17 protein-coding genes are annotated in these 14,294 nt (G+C 43.6%); all 17 read right to left on the bottom strand.

The features are described from left to right. Nucleotides 1-2: 2 nt before the first annotated feature. The 17 genes from recN to spoIIIAC all read right to left on the bottom strand — a co-directional run bounded on the left by recN (nt 3) and on the right by spoIIIAC (nt 14,271). Nucleotides 3-1,694, bottom strand: coding sequence for a DNA repair protein RecN (gene recN / locus ACTNDS_RS01840; RefSeq protein WP_441032999.1), 1,692 nt, complete (start codon nt 1,692-1,694; stop codon nt 3-5). A 51-nt stretch (nt 1,695-1,745) separates the two neighbouring features. After that, nucleotides 1,746-2,204: an arginine repressor gene (gene argR / locus ACTNDS_RS01835; RefSeq protein ID WP_173743216.1), complete on the bottom strand. Its 459-nt coding sequence runs from the start codon at nt 2,202-2,204 to the stop codon at nt 1,746-1,748. 12 nt (nt 2,205-2,216) lie between these two features. After that, the gene (locus tag ACTNDS_RS01830) at nt 2,217-3,077 is read right to left on the bottom strand and encodes an NAD(+)/NADH kinase (RefSeq protein ID WP_441032996.1); all 861 of its coding nucleotides are present in this window, start codon (nt 3,075-3,077) and stop codon (nt 2,217-2,219) included. A 35-nt stretch (nt 3,078-3,112) separates the two neighbouring features. Continuing rightward, nucleotides 3,113-3,925 (bottom strand): TlyA family RNA methyltransferase, encoded by an 813-nt coding sequence (locus ACTNDS_RS01825; RefSeq protein WP_441032993.1) that lies wholly within the window; start codon nt 3,923-3,925, stop codon nt 3,113-3,115. Then, entirely contained in the window at nt 3,922-5,793 is a 1,872-nt protein-coding gene (gene dxs / locus ACTNDS_RS01820) for a 1-deoxy-D-xylulose-5-phosphate synthase (RefSeq protein ID WP_441032991.1), read from the bottom strand. The genes ACTNDS_RS01825 and dxs overlap by 4 nt, the downstream gene beginning before the upstream one ends. A gap of 13 nt (nt 5,794-5,806) precedes the next feature. Beyond that, complete coding sequence (locus ACTNDS_RS01815; protein ID WP_441032988.1) at nt 5,807-6,703, bottom strand: polyprenyl synthetase family protein; 897 nt, start codon at nt 6,701-6,703, stop codon at nt 5,807-5,809. Further along, on the bottom strand, nt 6,678-6,926 hold the full coding sequence (xseB, locus tag ACTNDS_RS01810) for an exodeoxyribonuclease VII small subunit (protein ID WP_173743221.1): 249 nt from the start codon (nt 6,924-6,926) through the stop codon (nt 6,678-6,680). Before xseB ends, ACTNDS_RS01815 begins: the two co-directional genes overlap by 26 nt. Then, nucleotides 6,913-8,133, bottom strand: a complete 1,221-nt coding sequence (gene xseA / locus ACTNDS_RS01805; RefSeq protein WP_441032985.1) for an exodeoxyribonuclease VII large subunit — start codon at nt 8,131-8,133, stop codon at nt 6,913-6,915. Before xseA ends, xseB begins: the two co-directional genes overlap by 14 nt. Continuing rightward, nucleotides 8,130-8,594: a transcription antitermination factor NusB gene (gene nusB / locus ACTNDS_RS01800; protein ID WP_173743223.1), complete on the bottom strand. Its 465-nt coding sequence runs from the start codon at nt 8,592-8,594 to the stop codon at nt 8,130-8,132. Before nusB ends, xseA begins: the two co-directional genes overlap by 4 nt. Nucleotides 8,595-8,663: 69 nt before the next feature. Further along, nucleotides 8,664-9,050, bottom strand: coding sequence for an Asp23/Gls24 family envelope stress response protein (locus ACTNDS_RS01795; protein ID WP_173743224.1), 387 nt, complete (start codon nt 9,048-9,050; stop codon nt 8,664-8,666). A 108-nt stretch (nt 9,051-9,158) separates the two neighbouring features. Beyond that, nucleotides 9,159-10,748, bottom strand: coding sequence for a peptide chain release factor 3 (locus tag ACTNDS_RS01790; protein ID WP_441032981.1), 1,590 nt, complete (start codon nt 10,746-10,748; stop codon nt 9,159-9,161). A 111-nt stretch (nt 10,749-10,859) separates the two neighbouring features. After that, a complete protein-coding gene (locus ACTNDS_RS01785; protein WP_441032979.1) occupies nt 10,860-11,558 on the bottom strand; it encodes a SpoIIIAH-like family protein in 699 nt (232 codons plus the stop codon). Between the two features lie 10 nt (nt 11,559-11,568). Next, nucleotides 11,569-11,883 (bottom strand): hypothetical protein, encoded by a 315-nt coding sequence (locus ACTNDS_RS01780; RefSeq protein WP_441032976.1) that lies wholly within the window; start codon nt 11,881-11,883, stop codon nt 11,569-11,571. Then, the gene (locus tag ACTNDS_RS01775) at nt 11,876-12,439 is read right to left on the bottom strand and encodes a stage III sporulation protein AF (protein ID WP_173743228.1); all 564 of its coding nucleotides are present in this window, start codon (nt 12,437-12,439) and stop codon (nt 11,876-11,878) included. Before ACTNDS_RS01775 ends, ACTNDS_RS01780 begins: the two co-directional genes overlap by 8 nt. Before the next feature lie 47 nt (nt 12,440-12,486). Beyond that, complete coding sequence (locus ACTNDS_RS01770) at nt 12,487-13,650, bottom strand: stage III sporulation protein AE (RefSeq protein WP_441032973.1); 1,164 nt, start codon at nt 13,648-13,650, stop codon at nt 12,487-12,489. Continuing rightward, nucleotides 13,647-14,033, bottom strand: a complete 387-nt coding sequence (locus ACTNDS_RS01765) for a SpoIIIAC/SpoIIIAD family protein (RefSeq protein WP_026077024.1) — start codon at nt 14,031-14,033, stop codon at nt 13,647-13,649. Before ACTNDS_RS01765 ends, ACTNDS_RS01770 begins: the two co-directional genes overlap by 4 nt. Before the next feature lie 43 nt (nt 14,034-14,076). Next, nucleotides 14,077-14,271, bottom strand: coding sequence for a stage III sporulation protein AC (gene spoIIIAC / locus ACTNDS_RS01760; protein ID WP_173743230.1), 195 nt, complete (start codon nt 14,269-14,271; stop codon nt 14,077-14,079). Between the last annotated feature and the right edge of the window lie 23 nt (nt 14,272-14,294).

Here is a 14,294-nt window from a genome sequence, read left to right as displayed (position 1 = left end):
ATTTATTTCAATCTTGTATTTTTTTGTTTCTGTGCCAATTCTTTCATTTCTTTGGCATTTTCAAAAACTGCCGGTGTAATCTCCGCCCCGCCAAGGAGACGAGCCAGTTCCCGGATGGAATCCTCTTCCTGAAGCACATGGATCTGTGTGATGGTCTCTGTTCCTCTTAAATGCTTTTCAATTTCAAAATGACTGTCTGCCATTGCAGCGATCTGGGGCAGATGGGTAATGCAGATTACCTGATGGTTTCTTCCGATCACCGCCATTTTCTCAGATACCTTCTGTGCTGTCCTACCACTGATTCCTGTATCAATCTCATCAAAGATCAAGGTCTCGATCTGGTCTCTGTCTGCCAGAATTGCTTTCAGTGCAAGCATAATTCTGGAAAGCTCACCGCCGGATACGATCTGTCCCAAAGGCTTCAGGCTCTCCCCGGGATTGGTGGAAATCAGATACTGGATATCATCCAGTCCGTTATCCGTATAATTCTTTTTTTTCTGAAAATCAATGGCAAAATTTACATCCAGGAAATTAAGATCCTTCAATCCCTGAATAACTGTCTTTTCCAACTGTTCACTATATTCTTTGCGGATTTTGGATAATTCATTCGAATTCTTCAGTAAAACAGCTTCCAGCTTTTCCAGTCTGTTTTTCTGTTCCTGTAAATTTTCTTCATATCTGTGTAATTTTTCCAGTTTTTCCTTCTGTTGATCTCTGTAAACAAAAATATCCTTTATTTCACGTCCATACTTTGCTTTCAGACCATTGATCAGATCCAGACGTCTTTCTGTCTCATAGAACTCACCTTCATTAAAGGTCAGCTCTTCCAGATATGCAGACAACTCCCTGTTAAAATCATTCAGCAGACCATCCACAGAAGTAAGAGTTTCCTCCAGAGTATTCAATTCAGGATCATACTGTTTCACACGGGCAAGCTCACGCAAAGCTTCCCCCACAGTCTCACCGGCTCCCTCCTTCGCCTCGTAGCCTGTGAGATTATGTACAATCTGAAGAGAATCTACAATCTGCTTTCCATTATTCATTTTCCGGTATATATGCTCCAGTTCCTCGTCCTCTCCAGGTCTGAGGTTGGCTTTTTCAATCTCTTTGATTTCAAATTCAAGGAAAGCAAGCTCACGGTTTCTCTGCTCTTCATCCATATCCATGGATTTCAGTTCTACCCTGCATGCACTGTATTGACGGAAAGCCTCCTGAACCTTTTCTTTTACCGGTAAAATTTTTTCTCTTCCATAAGCATCCAGAATAGAAAGCTGCTTATCCTGATATAACAGGGACTGATGCTCATGCTGTCCATGAATATCCAAAAGACAGGCTGCTGCTGCCTTCATCTGACTTACTGTACTTGTCTCACCGTTAATTTTATTGATACTTCTTCCCTCCATAATTTTTCTGGAAAGAAGAACCTGTCCATCCTCCGGATAAATATCAAGTGTTTTCAATGCCTGGGCCACTTTCTCATTCTCTATCTGAAAAAGCAGTTCCACCAGTGCATAGGGCGCATTTTCTCTTATCATGTTCTTTGATGTCTTGGCTCCCAGTATTAGCTGCATGGAACCCAGCAGAATGGATTTTCCGGCACCGGTCTCACCTGTAAGGATATTAAGACCCGGACCAAATTCTACTTCTATTTCTTCTATCAGTGCAAGATTTTTCACGTGGAGATGAGATAACATTTCCTGCCTCCTGTTACTGTTCTCATAACTGTTATCGGTAAAAACCTATTATTACATGTTCAGACGCACAAAGCTTCTCAGCTTCTCTGCCGCACCCAGAGCCATATCAGAATTCTTGGCAGCACACATGATGGTATCATCCCCGGCAATACAGCCAAGAATCTCCGGCCAATGCAGTGCATCCAGCGCTGCTGCTACTCCCATGGCCATTCCTGAAACGGTCTTGATCACAATAATATTCTGCCCTACATCAATAGAAAGCAGAGTGTCTTCCAATACTCTTGTATATTTTGCCCCCAAGCTTCCGGAATCATTATTGATAATGGCATATCTGGATCTTCCATCCTTTCCTGCCACCTTTGTAAGCTTCAGTGCGCGGATATCTCTGGACACCGTAGCCTGTGTAACCTTAAATCCGGCTTCATTCAATCTGGAAGCCAGCTCCTCCTGTGTATCTATCTCATATTGATGAATCAGTTCTATAATTTTTTCATGTCTTGCTACCTTCATGACCTTTCCTCCTTAACTGTCACGCATTTTTCTTCGAAGAACTTCCACAAAGCTTAAATGGTTCAGCTTCAGGATTCTGGTTTTCGCATCAGCCCGCCGTATAATGATACAGTCCCCGGTAACCATGGGGATCGTAGTATCACCGTCAAAAGAAGCCAGTCCTTTTTCACAGTCATTGTGTCTTCCCTTGCCGATTTCTACAGTGATCACATCCTCCGCCGGAAAAATGATACTCCTGGTATTCAGTGTATGAGGTGCAACCGGAGTCATAATGGTCATTTCCGCGCTTGGAGACACAATAGGACCTCCCGCCGAAAGGCTGTAGCCTGTAGAACCTGTAGGAGTAGAAATAATGATGCCATCTGCATTGTAGGAATTCAGATAGACATCATTTACATAGTTTTTAAAACGCACTACTCTCAGATGTCCATCTCTGCCGATCACAATATCATTCAGGGCAATATCCCTGCCTATGAGCTTTTGTCCCCGATAGACAGATCCCTCCAGCATCATTCTCTCTTCAATCTCATAATCTCCAGCCATCAGCTTATCCAGTGCGCTGTACAAAGACTGTTGGTCAACCTCTGCCAGAAATCCCAAATGTCCCAGATTAATACCCAGAAGCGGAATGTCTTTGTGCACCATATCTCTGGCAGCCTGAAGCAGTGTTCCGTCTCCTCCCAGAACAATAATGCATTCTGTATCCTCCGGAATTTTAGAGGGATCCGTATAGTGAAAATTTCCCTCCTGCTTTCTGGATGCCCGCTGCACAGTACAGCTTTTATGAAATTTTTCCAGGTATTCTACAATCCTGCCTGTAAACGCAAATTCCGGATCCTTGTCACTGTTTGTAATAATATAAAACCTGTCCATAATATTCGTTCCTGTTAATTCTTTTCTCCGGATTATTATTTATCCAGCTCCCCATGGGCAGCTGCAACAACTTCCTCCACTGATACCTGCAGACTGTCAGTGATCTCACTGCCCTCCGGATGCTTTTTCAAATGGAGCAGATACTCAATATTGCCCTCCGGTCCTTTGATGGGGGAGAATGAAAGATGACAGGGTTCCATGAAAATACTCATGGCATAGTCCCGTACCTTCTCGATCACTTCTCTGTGAACTGCCGGATCCCGAACAACCCCTTTTTTACCTACTTTCTCACGACCTGCCTCAAACTGAGGTTTGATCAGACACACAATTTCTCCCTCTTCTGTGAGAAGATTTCTCACAGGCAGAAGTACTTTGGTAAGAGAAATAAAAGAAACATCAATGGATGAAAAATCTGCCGGACCTTCCAGATTTTCCGGAAGCACATAGCGGATATTGGTTTTCTCCATACAGACTACCCTTGGATCATTGCGAAGTTTCCAGTCCAACTGTCCATATCCTACATCAATAGAATATACCTTCACAGCCCCGTTCTGGAGCATGCAGTCTGTAAATCCCCCTGTGGACGCTCCCACATCCATGCAGACTTTACCATCCAGAGTCACATCAAAATTCTTCATTGCCTTTTCCAGCTTCAGGCCGCCCCTGCTTACATAGGGAAGTATATTTCCCCTTACTTCTATTTTTACGGTCTCCGGAAACATTGTTCCTGCCTTGTCTTCCTTCTGACCATCTACATATACATCTCCTGCCATGATATACGCTTTTGCCTTTTCCCTGGAAGGTGCAAGGGCGCGGTCCATCATGAGCATATCCAATCGCTTTTTCATTTTTTCTTCAAAACCTCACTGTTTTCTATGGACTCCCGGATATTTTCCACTCCCAGTCCGATTTTTGTACGCAGGCTTTCCACTTTACCTTGAGGTACAAAGTGATCCCACACAGAAGCAGTAAGTACCCGGCTTTCCGGGTGGCATGCCTCCATATAGGCAGCTACATGCTCTCCATATCCACCGCTTTTTACATTCTCCTCAACAGTCACAAACAGACTGTGGTCTCCTGCAAGACAGTCCAGAAGCTCCACATCCAGCGGCTTTACGAACCTTACATTCACTAACGTAGGATCATATCCGTCTTCTCTCAGCCCCTGACAGACCTTTTCGCAATCCGAAAGCATACTTCCCACTCCCAGCACTGCGATTTCTTTTCCCTTGGCAATGATCTCACTTTTTCCAGTCATCACAGGTGCTCTGTAATCTGTCAATCCCTGATAAGCGCAGCCTCTTGGATAGCGAATTGCCACAGGACCTTCACAGGCTACTGCATATTCCAGCATCTGTTCCAGTTCAGCTGCATTCTTTGGTGCCAGTACCTTCATATTGGGCATCATGGATAAATAAGACAGGTCAAAGCATCCCTGATGAGTTTCTCCGTCAGCCCCTACCAGACCTGCACGGTCTATTGCAAAAATCACATGAAGATTCTGCATACAGACATCATGAAGCATCTGATCTACTGCTCTCTGCAAAAACGAAGAATAAATGGCAACAACAGGGATCATCCCTCCTAATGCCAGTCCTGCTGCAAAAGTTACGGCGTGCTCCTCTGCAATTCCTACGTCAAAAAATCTGTCCGGAAATCTTTTTCCAAATTCTACCAGGCCTGTACCATCAGGCATGGCAGCTGTAATTGCTGCCAGCTTTTTATTTTTTTCTCCCAGAGAAACAATCTTTTTCGCAAACACATCCGTGTATGTGAGACTTTTTTTCTTCTCCAGCACACGGCCTGTCTTGATGTCAAAAGGACCTGTGCCGTGAAAACGTGCCGGATGGTTACTGGCCGGTGCATAACCTCTTCCTTTCTTTGTGAGGACATGAACCACCACCGGGCCCTCTACCCGTTTTGCCTCATTAAATAGCTTCATCATCTGACGCATATTGTGACCGTCTACCGGTCCCAGATAAGTAAGGCCCATATTCTCAAAAAGCATACCGGGAATAAAAAGCTGTTTGATACTGCTCTTTGTCTTTCTCATGGTATCGACCACGGCTTCTCCTACCCTGGGAATCTTCTTCAGAGTCTTCGTCACCCCAAGCTTCATCCCTGTATAGGCTTCTGCCGTTCTCAGAGCACTGAGGTAAGTGGACATTCCACCTACATTTCTGGAAATAGACATATTATTATCATTAATAATAATAATAAAATTGGTTTTTAAATCTGCCGCATTGTTTAATGCTTCATAGGCCATACCACCTGTAAGGGCACCGTCACCGATCACAGAAACCACGGTATGCTTTTGTCCCAGGATATCCCTGGCACGCACGTATCCCAGACCTGCAGAAATAGAATTAGAACTGTGACCTGCATCAAAAGAATCACAATCACTCTCATTTCTCTTAGGAAATCCGCTCAAGCCACCTTCCTGCCGGAGATTTATAAATTGTTCTTTTCTTCCTGTAAGGATCTTATGTGTATATGCCTGATGTCCCACATCCCAGATCAGCTTGTCTTCCGGAAAATTCAGTACATTATGCAGTGCAAGGGTCATCTCTACCACACCCAGGTTGGAAGCAAGATGTCCTCCAGTCTTACTTACGGACTGAATTAAAAAATCTCTGATTTCATCTGCCAGGAGCGGAAAATCTGCCAAAGGTATCCTGTGGATATCATTGGGTTTTTTGATTTTTTCCAGAATCATTTGTATCCTTCCTTTATTTTCTGCGATTTACCAGCTTTTCCACCAGTAAATACAGAAATTCATTATTCTTATTCAGGCTTTCCAACAGCTCTACTGCCTCTGCCGAAAGTCCGGCAACCTGTGCTGCCGCCTTTTCTGTTCCAAAAAGTGTTACATAAGTAACCTTATGGTTCTTCTCATCACTGTGAACCGGTTTTCCAAGTTCTTCATCTGTACTGGTCACATCCAGGATATCATCCTGAATCTGAAAGGCCAGTCCGATTCTTTTTGCCGCCTGTTCTATCACCGATACCTGCTCTGCATCAGCACCAGCCAGAATAGCACCAGTCATCATGGAGGCTTCAATCAGTGCAGCGGTTTTATTCTCATAGATATAATCCAGCATATCTTTTTCCAAAGCTTTGCCGTCATTCTCCACATCTACACTCTGACCGCCAAGCATACCGTGGATTCCGGTCTTCTCAGCCATTACCTGCAATGCATCTATCACAGCTTCCTTCTGCTGAAGAGTTTCTGCCATGGCAAATGCCTGCAGCATGGTTTCATAGGCGTAATTCAAAAGTGCTACTCCACTTAAGATACCCATAGCCTCTCCATAAACCTTATGTGTGGTCAGCCTGCCTCTCCGGTAATCATCATTATCCAAAGCCGGAAGATCATCATGGATCAGAGAATGGGTATGGATCATCTCCATTCCTGCCATAAAAGGCTTTACCAGCTTCCCGCTGCCTCCAAACAGCCTGAAAGTTTCCTGCATCAGCATGGGGCGAAGGCGCTTGCCTCCTGCCAGCATACTGTAATTCATAGCCTGAGCCATAGTTCTGGAAAAGCCCTCTTCCGCAGGAAGATACTCCCTGATCACAGCTTCTATTTCTTTGGTTTTTTTAGTCAATTCTTCCTGAAAATTCACTGAATGTCCCATCCTCATTTATCTGCAGCATCTTTTTCTCCACAGTATCCAGTTTCTCACTGCAAAATTTCAAAAGCTCCATCCCCTGTCTGTAAAACCGGAAAGAATCCTCCAGTGAGGTTTCTCTGTCCTCCAGCTTTTCTGCCAGTCCGTCAAGCTCTGTAAAAGCCTCCTCCAAAGTCTTTTCTTCCAGTACCTGATCATTGCTCTTATCCTTGGACATGGATACGCTCCTCCTTTTTGATGCTGTTCACCTTTGCTTCTATAGTTCCATCTGTTACAGATATATAAATGGTATCCCCGTTTTTTACCTGTTTTACACTTGTCAGTGTCCTTTTCTCCTGATCTGCCACATAAGAAAAGCCCTGATTCAGCTTGCGCAGCGGAGATAGTCCGGTAAAACGCTCCACATACAGAGAAAGCCTGTGTCTGTTCTCCTTAAGCTTTCCTTCCATTGCATTCTGCAGACTGCTCTCTGCATCTGCCAGACGCTGTCTCTGCTCTCTCAGCCTGTACTCCGGACTCAGATAGCCAAACTTTGTACTAAAATTTGCCAGTCTGCTCCTGTAAAAATCCAGACGTGTACTCATAGCCCGGTACATTCTCTGTCTGTAAACAGAAACCGACTCTACCACACTTCTGTAATCATTCACTGCCAGCTCAGCCGCAGCCGACGGTGTAGGAGCTCTCAGATCTGCCACAAAATCTGCAATTGTAAAATCTGTCTCATGTCCCACTGCAGAAATAACCGGGGTTCTGCATTCAAAAATTGCTCTTGCCACAATTTCCTCATTGAATGCCCAGAGATCCTCAATAGATCCTCCACCTCTGCCGACAATGATCACATCCACATTTAACCTGTCCAGCATACGGATGCCCTTCACAATGCTCTCTGCCGCATCTGCCCCCTGTACAAGAGCAGGATACAGAATAATCTGAAGATAGGGATTTCTGCGATATGAGATGTTTCTGATATCCTGTACAGCAGCACCTGTAGGAGCTGTCACTACACCCAGACGTCTGATAAACTTTGGAATGGGCTGTTTATACTCTCCGGCAAACATTCCCATTTCCTCAAGTTCCTGTTTTAATGCCAGATATCTCTCATACAAAGCTCCTGCTCCCTCCAGGGTTATCTCCTTTGCATAGAGCTGGTATCGTCCGTCCCTCTCATACACATCAACAGAACCGCCAACGATCACCTTATCCCCATCCTTCATGGAAAAAGCCAGTCCTCTTCTGTGTCCTGCAAACATCACACAGCTCATTGTACCGGTTTCATCCTTCAGGGAAAAATAGATGTGCCCGCTTGTATGATATTTACAATTGGACACCTCTCCTTTTACATATATCTTCTGCAGAAAAAAATCTTGGGTAAACATGTTCTTTACATAACGGTTTACCTGGCCTACAGAATATGCATTTTTCATTCTGTTTTCTCTTCACTTTCGACTTTGACATCTTCTTTAGTATCTTCGTCTTTAGTATCTTCGTCTTTGGCAATCTTGCCAAGGATACCGTTTACAAAGGAGCCTGATGTGTCACCGCCGAAATTCTTTGCAAGCTCCACAGCCTCATTGATAGCCACCCCTGTAGGCACATTTTTATCAAACTTCAGTTCATATACAGCCAGACGCAGGGCGGTAAGATCCACACGGCTCATTCTTTTTGTTTTCCAGCCCTTACTTGTCTCATTTAAAAGTGCATCAATTTCATCCAGATGCTCCAGTACATGATTATATTTTTCCCGCATATATTCCTGATCTTTTTCAGCCAGTTCCTCCAGGCTGTCAAAATAGAGGGAGAGCTGCTCATTCATCTCTTCCTCTGAATTAAATTCTGTCATGAACAGAAGCTTAAATATATGTTCTCTCTGCTCTCTTCTTCGCATAATTCCTCCTAAACAGACATGCCGCCTGACGGCGACAGTACCATGTATGTAACAGAAAAAAGGAAAGGGTTACTTTCCTTTTTCATTCTCCATATCTACACTGGCAATGTGAATATTTACATCTGCAACTTCAAGCCCTGTCATATTCTCAATGGAAGATTTAACCTTCTCCTGAACCTTTTTACTGGTCTCCAGGATATTCTTTCCATATTCAATATTCAGGTTCAGCTCTACTGTCACAACGCCCTCTAATACGGTAACCTTTACACCCTTGGAAAGATTCTTCATTCCAAGCTTGCTTACCAGTTCATTGGTAATATTCCCTGCCATGGAAGCTACTCCTTCCACCTCTGTAGCAGCAAGTCCTGCTATAATAGCAACCACTTCATCTGCAATCTGGACCTCACCAATGCCGCCTAAATCCTGTATTTTATATGTTATTCTTTTTTCTGCCATTGGAAACCCTCCTACGGAATTCATTGATGCCTCCAAAACATAAAAAGCTGGAGACAATAAACCAATATTTTTATATATTATATCAAATTGAAAAACGATTGAAAAGGGTTATTTGCTGAATTCTGTTAATATTAAGCCCGGGTTTCTGTCTTCTGTCATTCCCACACTCCATGCATTGACAAAAAGCAGGAGTGGATTTCCCTTAAGATCCGTTACTTTCTTCATATCGGAGGTTCCTGTGATCTTCTCCACATTGACCTCTTCTTTATTTGCGATCCAACGGATATGTTCATAGGGAAGGTTTTCCAGACGGATGTCCACATTGTATTCGTTTTCCAGACGATATTTCAGCACATCAAACTGCAGTACACCTACTACACCAACTATGATTTCTTCCATACCTGTATTGAACTCCTGGAAAATCTGGATTGCACCCTCCTGGGCAATCTGGTTGATTCCCTTTACAAACTGCTTTCTCTTCATGGTATCAATCTGACGTACCCTGGCAAAATGCTCCGGTGCAAAGGTAGGAATTCCCTCAAAAGCAAACTTTCTGCCCGGTGCACAGATGGTATCACCAATAGAAAAAATACCCGGGTCAAACACACCGATAATATCCCCTGCATAAGCCTCATCTACCACATGACGGGATTCTGCCATCATCTGCTGAGGCTGAAGAAGACGCATTTTCTTCTCTCCCTGCACATGATATACCTCCTGGGAAGCGTCAAACTTACCGGAGCAGATTCGCATAAATGCAATTCTGTCTCTGTGGGCCTTGTTCATATTTGCCTGAATTTTGAACACAAAGGCTGAAAAATCATCATCCATAGGATCAATCAGACCCTCATCTGATGTTCTTGCCAATGGAGAAGTGGTCATCTGAAGGAAATGCTCCAGAAATGTTTCCACACCAAAGTTAGTCAGAGCAGATCCAAAAAATACAGGAGTAAGCTTACCTTTACTCACAAGCTCCTGATCAAAGTCAGCGCTTGCGCCATCCAGAAGCTCAATCTCATCCAGAAGCTGTGCTTTCTGCTCCGGATCCATCACCTCATCTGAACGGCTGTCATTTAAAGGGATTGCCTGGATCACACCTTCCTTGGTTCCCTTCTGAGTATCAGAGAAAGTAAGGATTTCCTTTGTATTGCGGTCATATACACCTCTGAATTTCTTACCGGAACCGATAGGCCAGTTAACAGGACAGGTTGCAATTCCCAGTTCCTTCTCTATTTCGTCCAGAAGATCAAAGGTATCGTTTGCATCCCTGTCCATTTTGTTGATAAAAGTAAAAATTGGAATATGACGCATCACGCATACCTTAAACAGCTTACGTGTCTGAGCCTCCACACCCTTGGAGCCGTCAATAACCATGACAGCAGAATCCGCAGCCATCAAAGTACGGTAGGTATCCTCAGAGAAATCCTGATGTCCCGGGGTATCCAGAATATTAATACAATATCCATCATAATGGAACTGGAGAACAGAAGAGGTAACGGAAATACCTCTCTCCTTCTCGATCTCCATCCAGTCTGATACTGCATGGCGGGCAGTTGCCTTGCCCTTTACACTTCCGGCAAGATTGATTGCTCCGCCATACAGCAGAAATTTTTCAGTCAATGTAGTTTTACCTGCATCCGGGTGGGAAATAATGGCAAATGTTCTTCTCTTTTCTATTTCGTTGGTATATTTAGACACGTTCGGCCTCCTGAACTCTCTTTCTTCTTAATTATCATTATTTTTTTACAGCATTCCTATTCTAGTATATGCTATAGCGGCCTGTCAAGAGCCAATGTACAACATCATTTTCTAGTCATATATGTCTGTAGAATCAACCACCGAATCTTCATAAGGTGAAGCAGCTGTCTCTTCTGTCTGCTGATCGGTTTCTTCTGTCTGTTCTGCCTCATCTTCTTCTACTTCTTCATCCCCTGCATCCTCTTCACTCTGATTCAGAGGTGTGATCACTATATTTTCCGGTGCGATTCCGGTTTTACGTTTTACAATATCTTCAATCTGTGCTCTCTGTGCCTGAGAAAGTTCTTCTTCCGGCACTACCACATCTGCAGTTTCTCCTGTCAGATTGACGATCACATCTTCAAATCCCTTTGCTTCCAGGAGAAGTTCTGCTGCCGCTTCCTTTTCGGTAATATCTGTCATGGAAACCATAGTCTGAATGGCCTCCTGTTTTTTCTCATCATCAATATCCTTATTATTAATGATATCCTGCAGATCTGCCTTATTCTGGGAACGGGTCTGTTCTCTGCTTATCCTTGCCTGTGCTGCAAAGCTGTCAGTTCCTGTAAGAACTGCTTCTCCCGGGGTACTGGTGTCTTCCGAATCTGTCAGATCATACCCTGCATCCTCCAGAATACTGCTGCTGTCCGTACTGGCCTCCTTATCCTTGACCCCAAGATCCACATCTGCGAAATTCAGATATCCGGCCACTGCGATCAGGATTGCAAGGGAGGTGATGATCACCTGATTTTTTTTGATGACTTTTTTCACATTATTCTCCTCATTTCATTTTTACTATTTTTATTTTATGGGCTTCTACCTGAAATAATGCCATTACTGCCTGCTGAATCTTATATACTGTCACCGGATTTTCTCCTCCCTGGGCAGAAATAAGAACTCCTGTAACCTGTACTCCTCCAGACTCCATAAAGCTTTCCCCACTGTTTCTCTCATCTGTCATCAACATCACCTGCACCTTTCCCACCCCTTCCATATTCTCAAGAATACTCTCCAGTTTTTTCTCCAGCTGATTTTTTTCTTCACTGTCAGAATCTTTTGCGAGAGAAATGGCAGACTTTTGTTGTCCTTCAGCCACAGGCAGGGCTGCCACTGCCAGCAGTAACCCCAGCAGAAGCAGAATGATCCACTGCCCGGGAGTCATATTCTTCAGTCTGGATACTATATTCCCCTTCCCTGAGTCCCCATTTTTCCCTGAGATCATCTGCAATCCTTCCTTTCTGTTCCCCGGTGGTCTCTTTGTCCACTGTGATTACTGCCTTGAATTTCTCTCCTTCTATATTTACTTCCACATCTTGTACTTCTATGCCACAGTTTTTTAAAGATTCCATAATTTTTTTCTGAAGCTCTGCAGCATATCCTTTCCGAAGATATATCATCTGAAGATTTTCCACTTCCCTTTCTTCTCTTTTTTCATTCTCCTGATTGAAATTCATCTGAAAGCTCTCTATAATCTTCCCACTTTTACCCAAAAGCATAAACACCGGTGCACTCATCATAACAATCAGCAACAGCCCCATAAAATGACGCACATATCTGTCATATTTCTTATCCGGTATCAGGTGAAGAACTACTGTCAGCAAAATATAGAAAACTGCCAGATTTTTCACCCACTGATAAACAATTTCTTTCATAATTCCCCCGATTCAACTGTTTTCATTTTTTCTCACAGCAATTCTGTTCAGCCTCCTGCCAGCAGGATCAAAAACGCAAGCATGCACAGCAATTCCGCTGTAAAAAAAATCTTCAAAAGCATAGCACAGCCTTCCCCCATAGAACTTAATGCCCCGACGATCCTTTTATCTGAAACCGGCTGAGCCAGAGCTGCCAGAAATCGATAAGACAAGGAAAGAAATCCATAATGCAAAATCGGTCCCAGCCCTGCTGTTGCAAGCAGTACCAGACTCACTCCTCCCAGACTATTCCTTACCAGTACTGCACTAGTAAGCACCAATTCTGTAATCGTATTCACAGCATTTCCGATTCCCGGTATTGCTGCAGCCGTCTTTCCAATCACAGAACGTTTCAGCGAATCCATCACAGGAGCTACCAGATTTCTTATAACCTGCAGTCCTACAGCTGTACCTGACAGAGTTTTCAATCCCCAGTTTATCATTATCTCCAAAAGCTCCGCCATTTTTCCCAGCATTTCTTCTCTGGACAGATGGTTCACCAGCTTCAATAGAACACATATCTTTGCTCCCGGTAAAAGTATATAGACCAGGAACCACTGAATTGTCCAGATAAGTAACATCGCAACCTCATAAAAAACAGTTGCTGTGGAAGCTCCCGCAGAAGCAGCTGTGGCAATAAAATATGCAGGGGCCAGAACCCTCATAAGTTCTGTCAGAGAAACAAGATATTCTGTCAGAGAGTTTCCAAGATTTGCAAAATTCTCCATAAGAGTCATAAACAACACCAGATACACAATATAAAAACTTACATTTCCTGCATATCCATTTTCAAATACATCTGCAAAATTCGACAGCACTGCAGCCAGAAGTATCAAAAGTAAAATGCGAAAAAGCATTCCTTTCTCCTGGTTTATTCCTGAAAAAAAGAAGCTGTGCACCATATCCTGCACTGCTTCTTTTGAAATAGGTTCTTCCCCCTTCATCATATTCATCACTGCATCTTTTATCGAAAAGCTTTTCTCATCCAGAATTCCATCTACCAGCTTCTGGATTTCCTCTAATTCCATCTGTCCCAAAAGTTCTTCCTGAACCACCGATATTTCTCCATCTTCGGTCTCTGTCTGTGCTCCTGCAGCCTGCACCTGACAGAGGCAGATCCAAAGCATCAGGGCAGTTCCCAGTATCCTGACTATCCTCCGGAAACACCTCATACCATAAACTCCGAAATAGTATCCAGAATTGCCAATAAGACCGGCATACTGAGTACCATCACTGACAGCTTACAGAAAAGCTCAATCTGTGCCCCTATCGCCTGATATCCTGCATCCTTACAGATAGATGCACAAAATTGTCCGATATAGGTCACACCAATGATTTTCAGCAAAATGGCTATATAACTTCCATCAATGGAGACACTCTTTCTTAGTCTGTCCAAAGTTTCAAACAAATAAGCCACCTTACCTGCTGCCAGTCCCAGAATTGTCAGACCTATGGTCATAGTAACAAGGGAAGCATATTCCGGCCTGGTGCCTTTTAACAGGAACCCTAACATCACACCACAGATTCCCAGGGCTGAAATTTTAATTATATCCATATCCTTCTCAATCCTGCCTTTCTGAATGCAGAGATGGCCTGTTTCACAGCACAAATAGCTGCTGGATATCTTCAAACAGTTTATATATGTAGGGAATGATCCAGAACAGAACCATTAAAAGTCCCGCCAGGCTTACCAGAAAAGCCTGTTCTTCCCTTCCGCTGTGTTTAAGGACCTGGCAGAGAACAGAGACCAGAATTCCCACAGCAGCTATTTTAAAAATAATACTGACCTCCAATATCTTCCTCTTCCTTTCCTGTT

Source organism: Blautia sp. HCP3S3_C12 (assembly GCF_052064155.1).
Lineage (GTDB): Bacteria > Bacillota > Clostridia > Lachnospirales > Lachnospiraceae > Blautia_A.
Note: the sequence above shows the minus strand (reverse complement) of the source record. Positions and strands in the feature narration are given on the sequence as shown.

Bases quoted from the DNA above. Each gene is read 5' to 3' on its own strand.
- recN (WP_441032999.1), bottom strand. From the start codon at position 1,694: ATGTTATCTCATCTCCACGTGAAAAATCTTGCACTGATAGAAGAAATA.
- argR (WP_173743216.1), bottom strand. From the start codon at position 2,204: ATGAAGGTAGCAAGACATGAAAAAATTATAGAACTGATTCATCAATAT.
- ACTNDS_RS01830 (WP_441032996.1), bottom strand. From the start codon at position 3,077: ATGGACAGGTTTTATATTATTACAAACAGTGACAAGGATCCGGAATTT.
- ACTNDS_RS01825 (WP_441032993.1), bottom strand. From the start codon at position 3,925: ATGAAAAAGCGATTGGATATGCTCATGATGGACCGCGCCCTTGCACCT.
- dxs (WP_441032991.1), bottom strand. From the start codon at position 5,793: ATGATTCTGGAAAAAATCAAAAAACCCAATGATATCCACAGGATACCT.
- xseB (WP_173743221.1), bottom strand. From the start codon at position 6,926: ATGTCCAAGGATAAGAGCAATGATCAGGTACTGGAAGAAAAGACTTTG.
- xseA (WP_441032985.1), bottom strand. From the start codon at position 8,133: ATGAAAAATGCATATTCTGTAGGCCAGGTAAACCGTTATGTAAAGAAC.
- nusB (WP_173743223.1), bottom strand. From the start codon at position 8,594: ATGCGAAGAAGAGAGCAGAGAGAACATATATTTAAGCTTCTGTTCATG.
- ACTNDS_RS01795 (WP_173743224.1), bottom strand. From the start codon at position 9,050: ATGGCAGAAAAAAGAATAACATATAAAATACAGGATTTAGGCGGCATT.
- ACTNDS_RS01775 (WP_173743228.1), bottom strand. From the start codon at position 12,439: ATGAAAGAAATTGTTTATCAGTGGGTGAAAAATCTGGCAGTTTTCTAT.
- ACTNDS_RS01770 (WP_441032973.1), bottom strand. From the start codon at position 13,650: ATGAGGTGTTTCCGGAGGATAGTCAGGATACTGGGAACTGCCCTGATG.
- ACTNDS_RS01765 (WP_026077024.1), bottom strand. From the start codon at position 14,033: ATGGATATAATTAAAATTTCAGCCCTGGGAATCTGTGGTGTGATGTTA.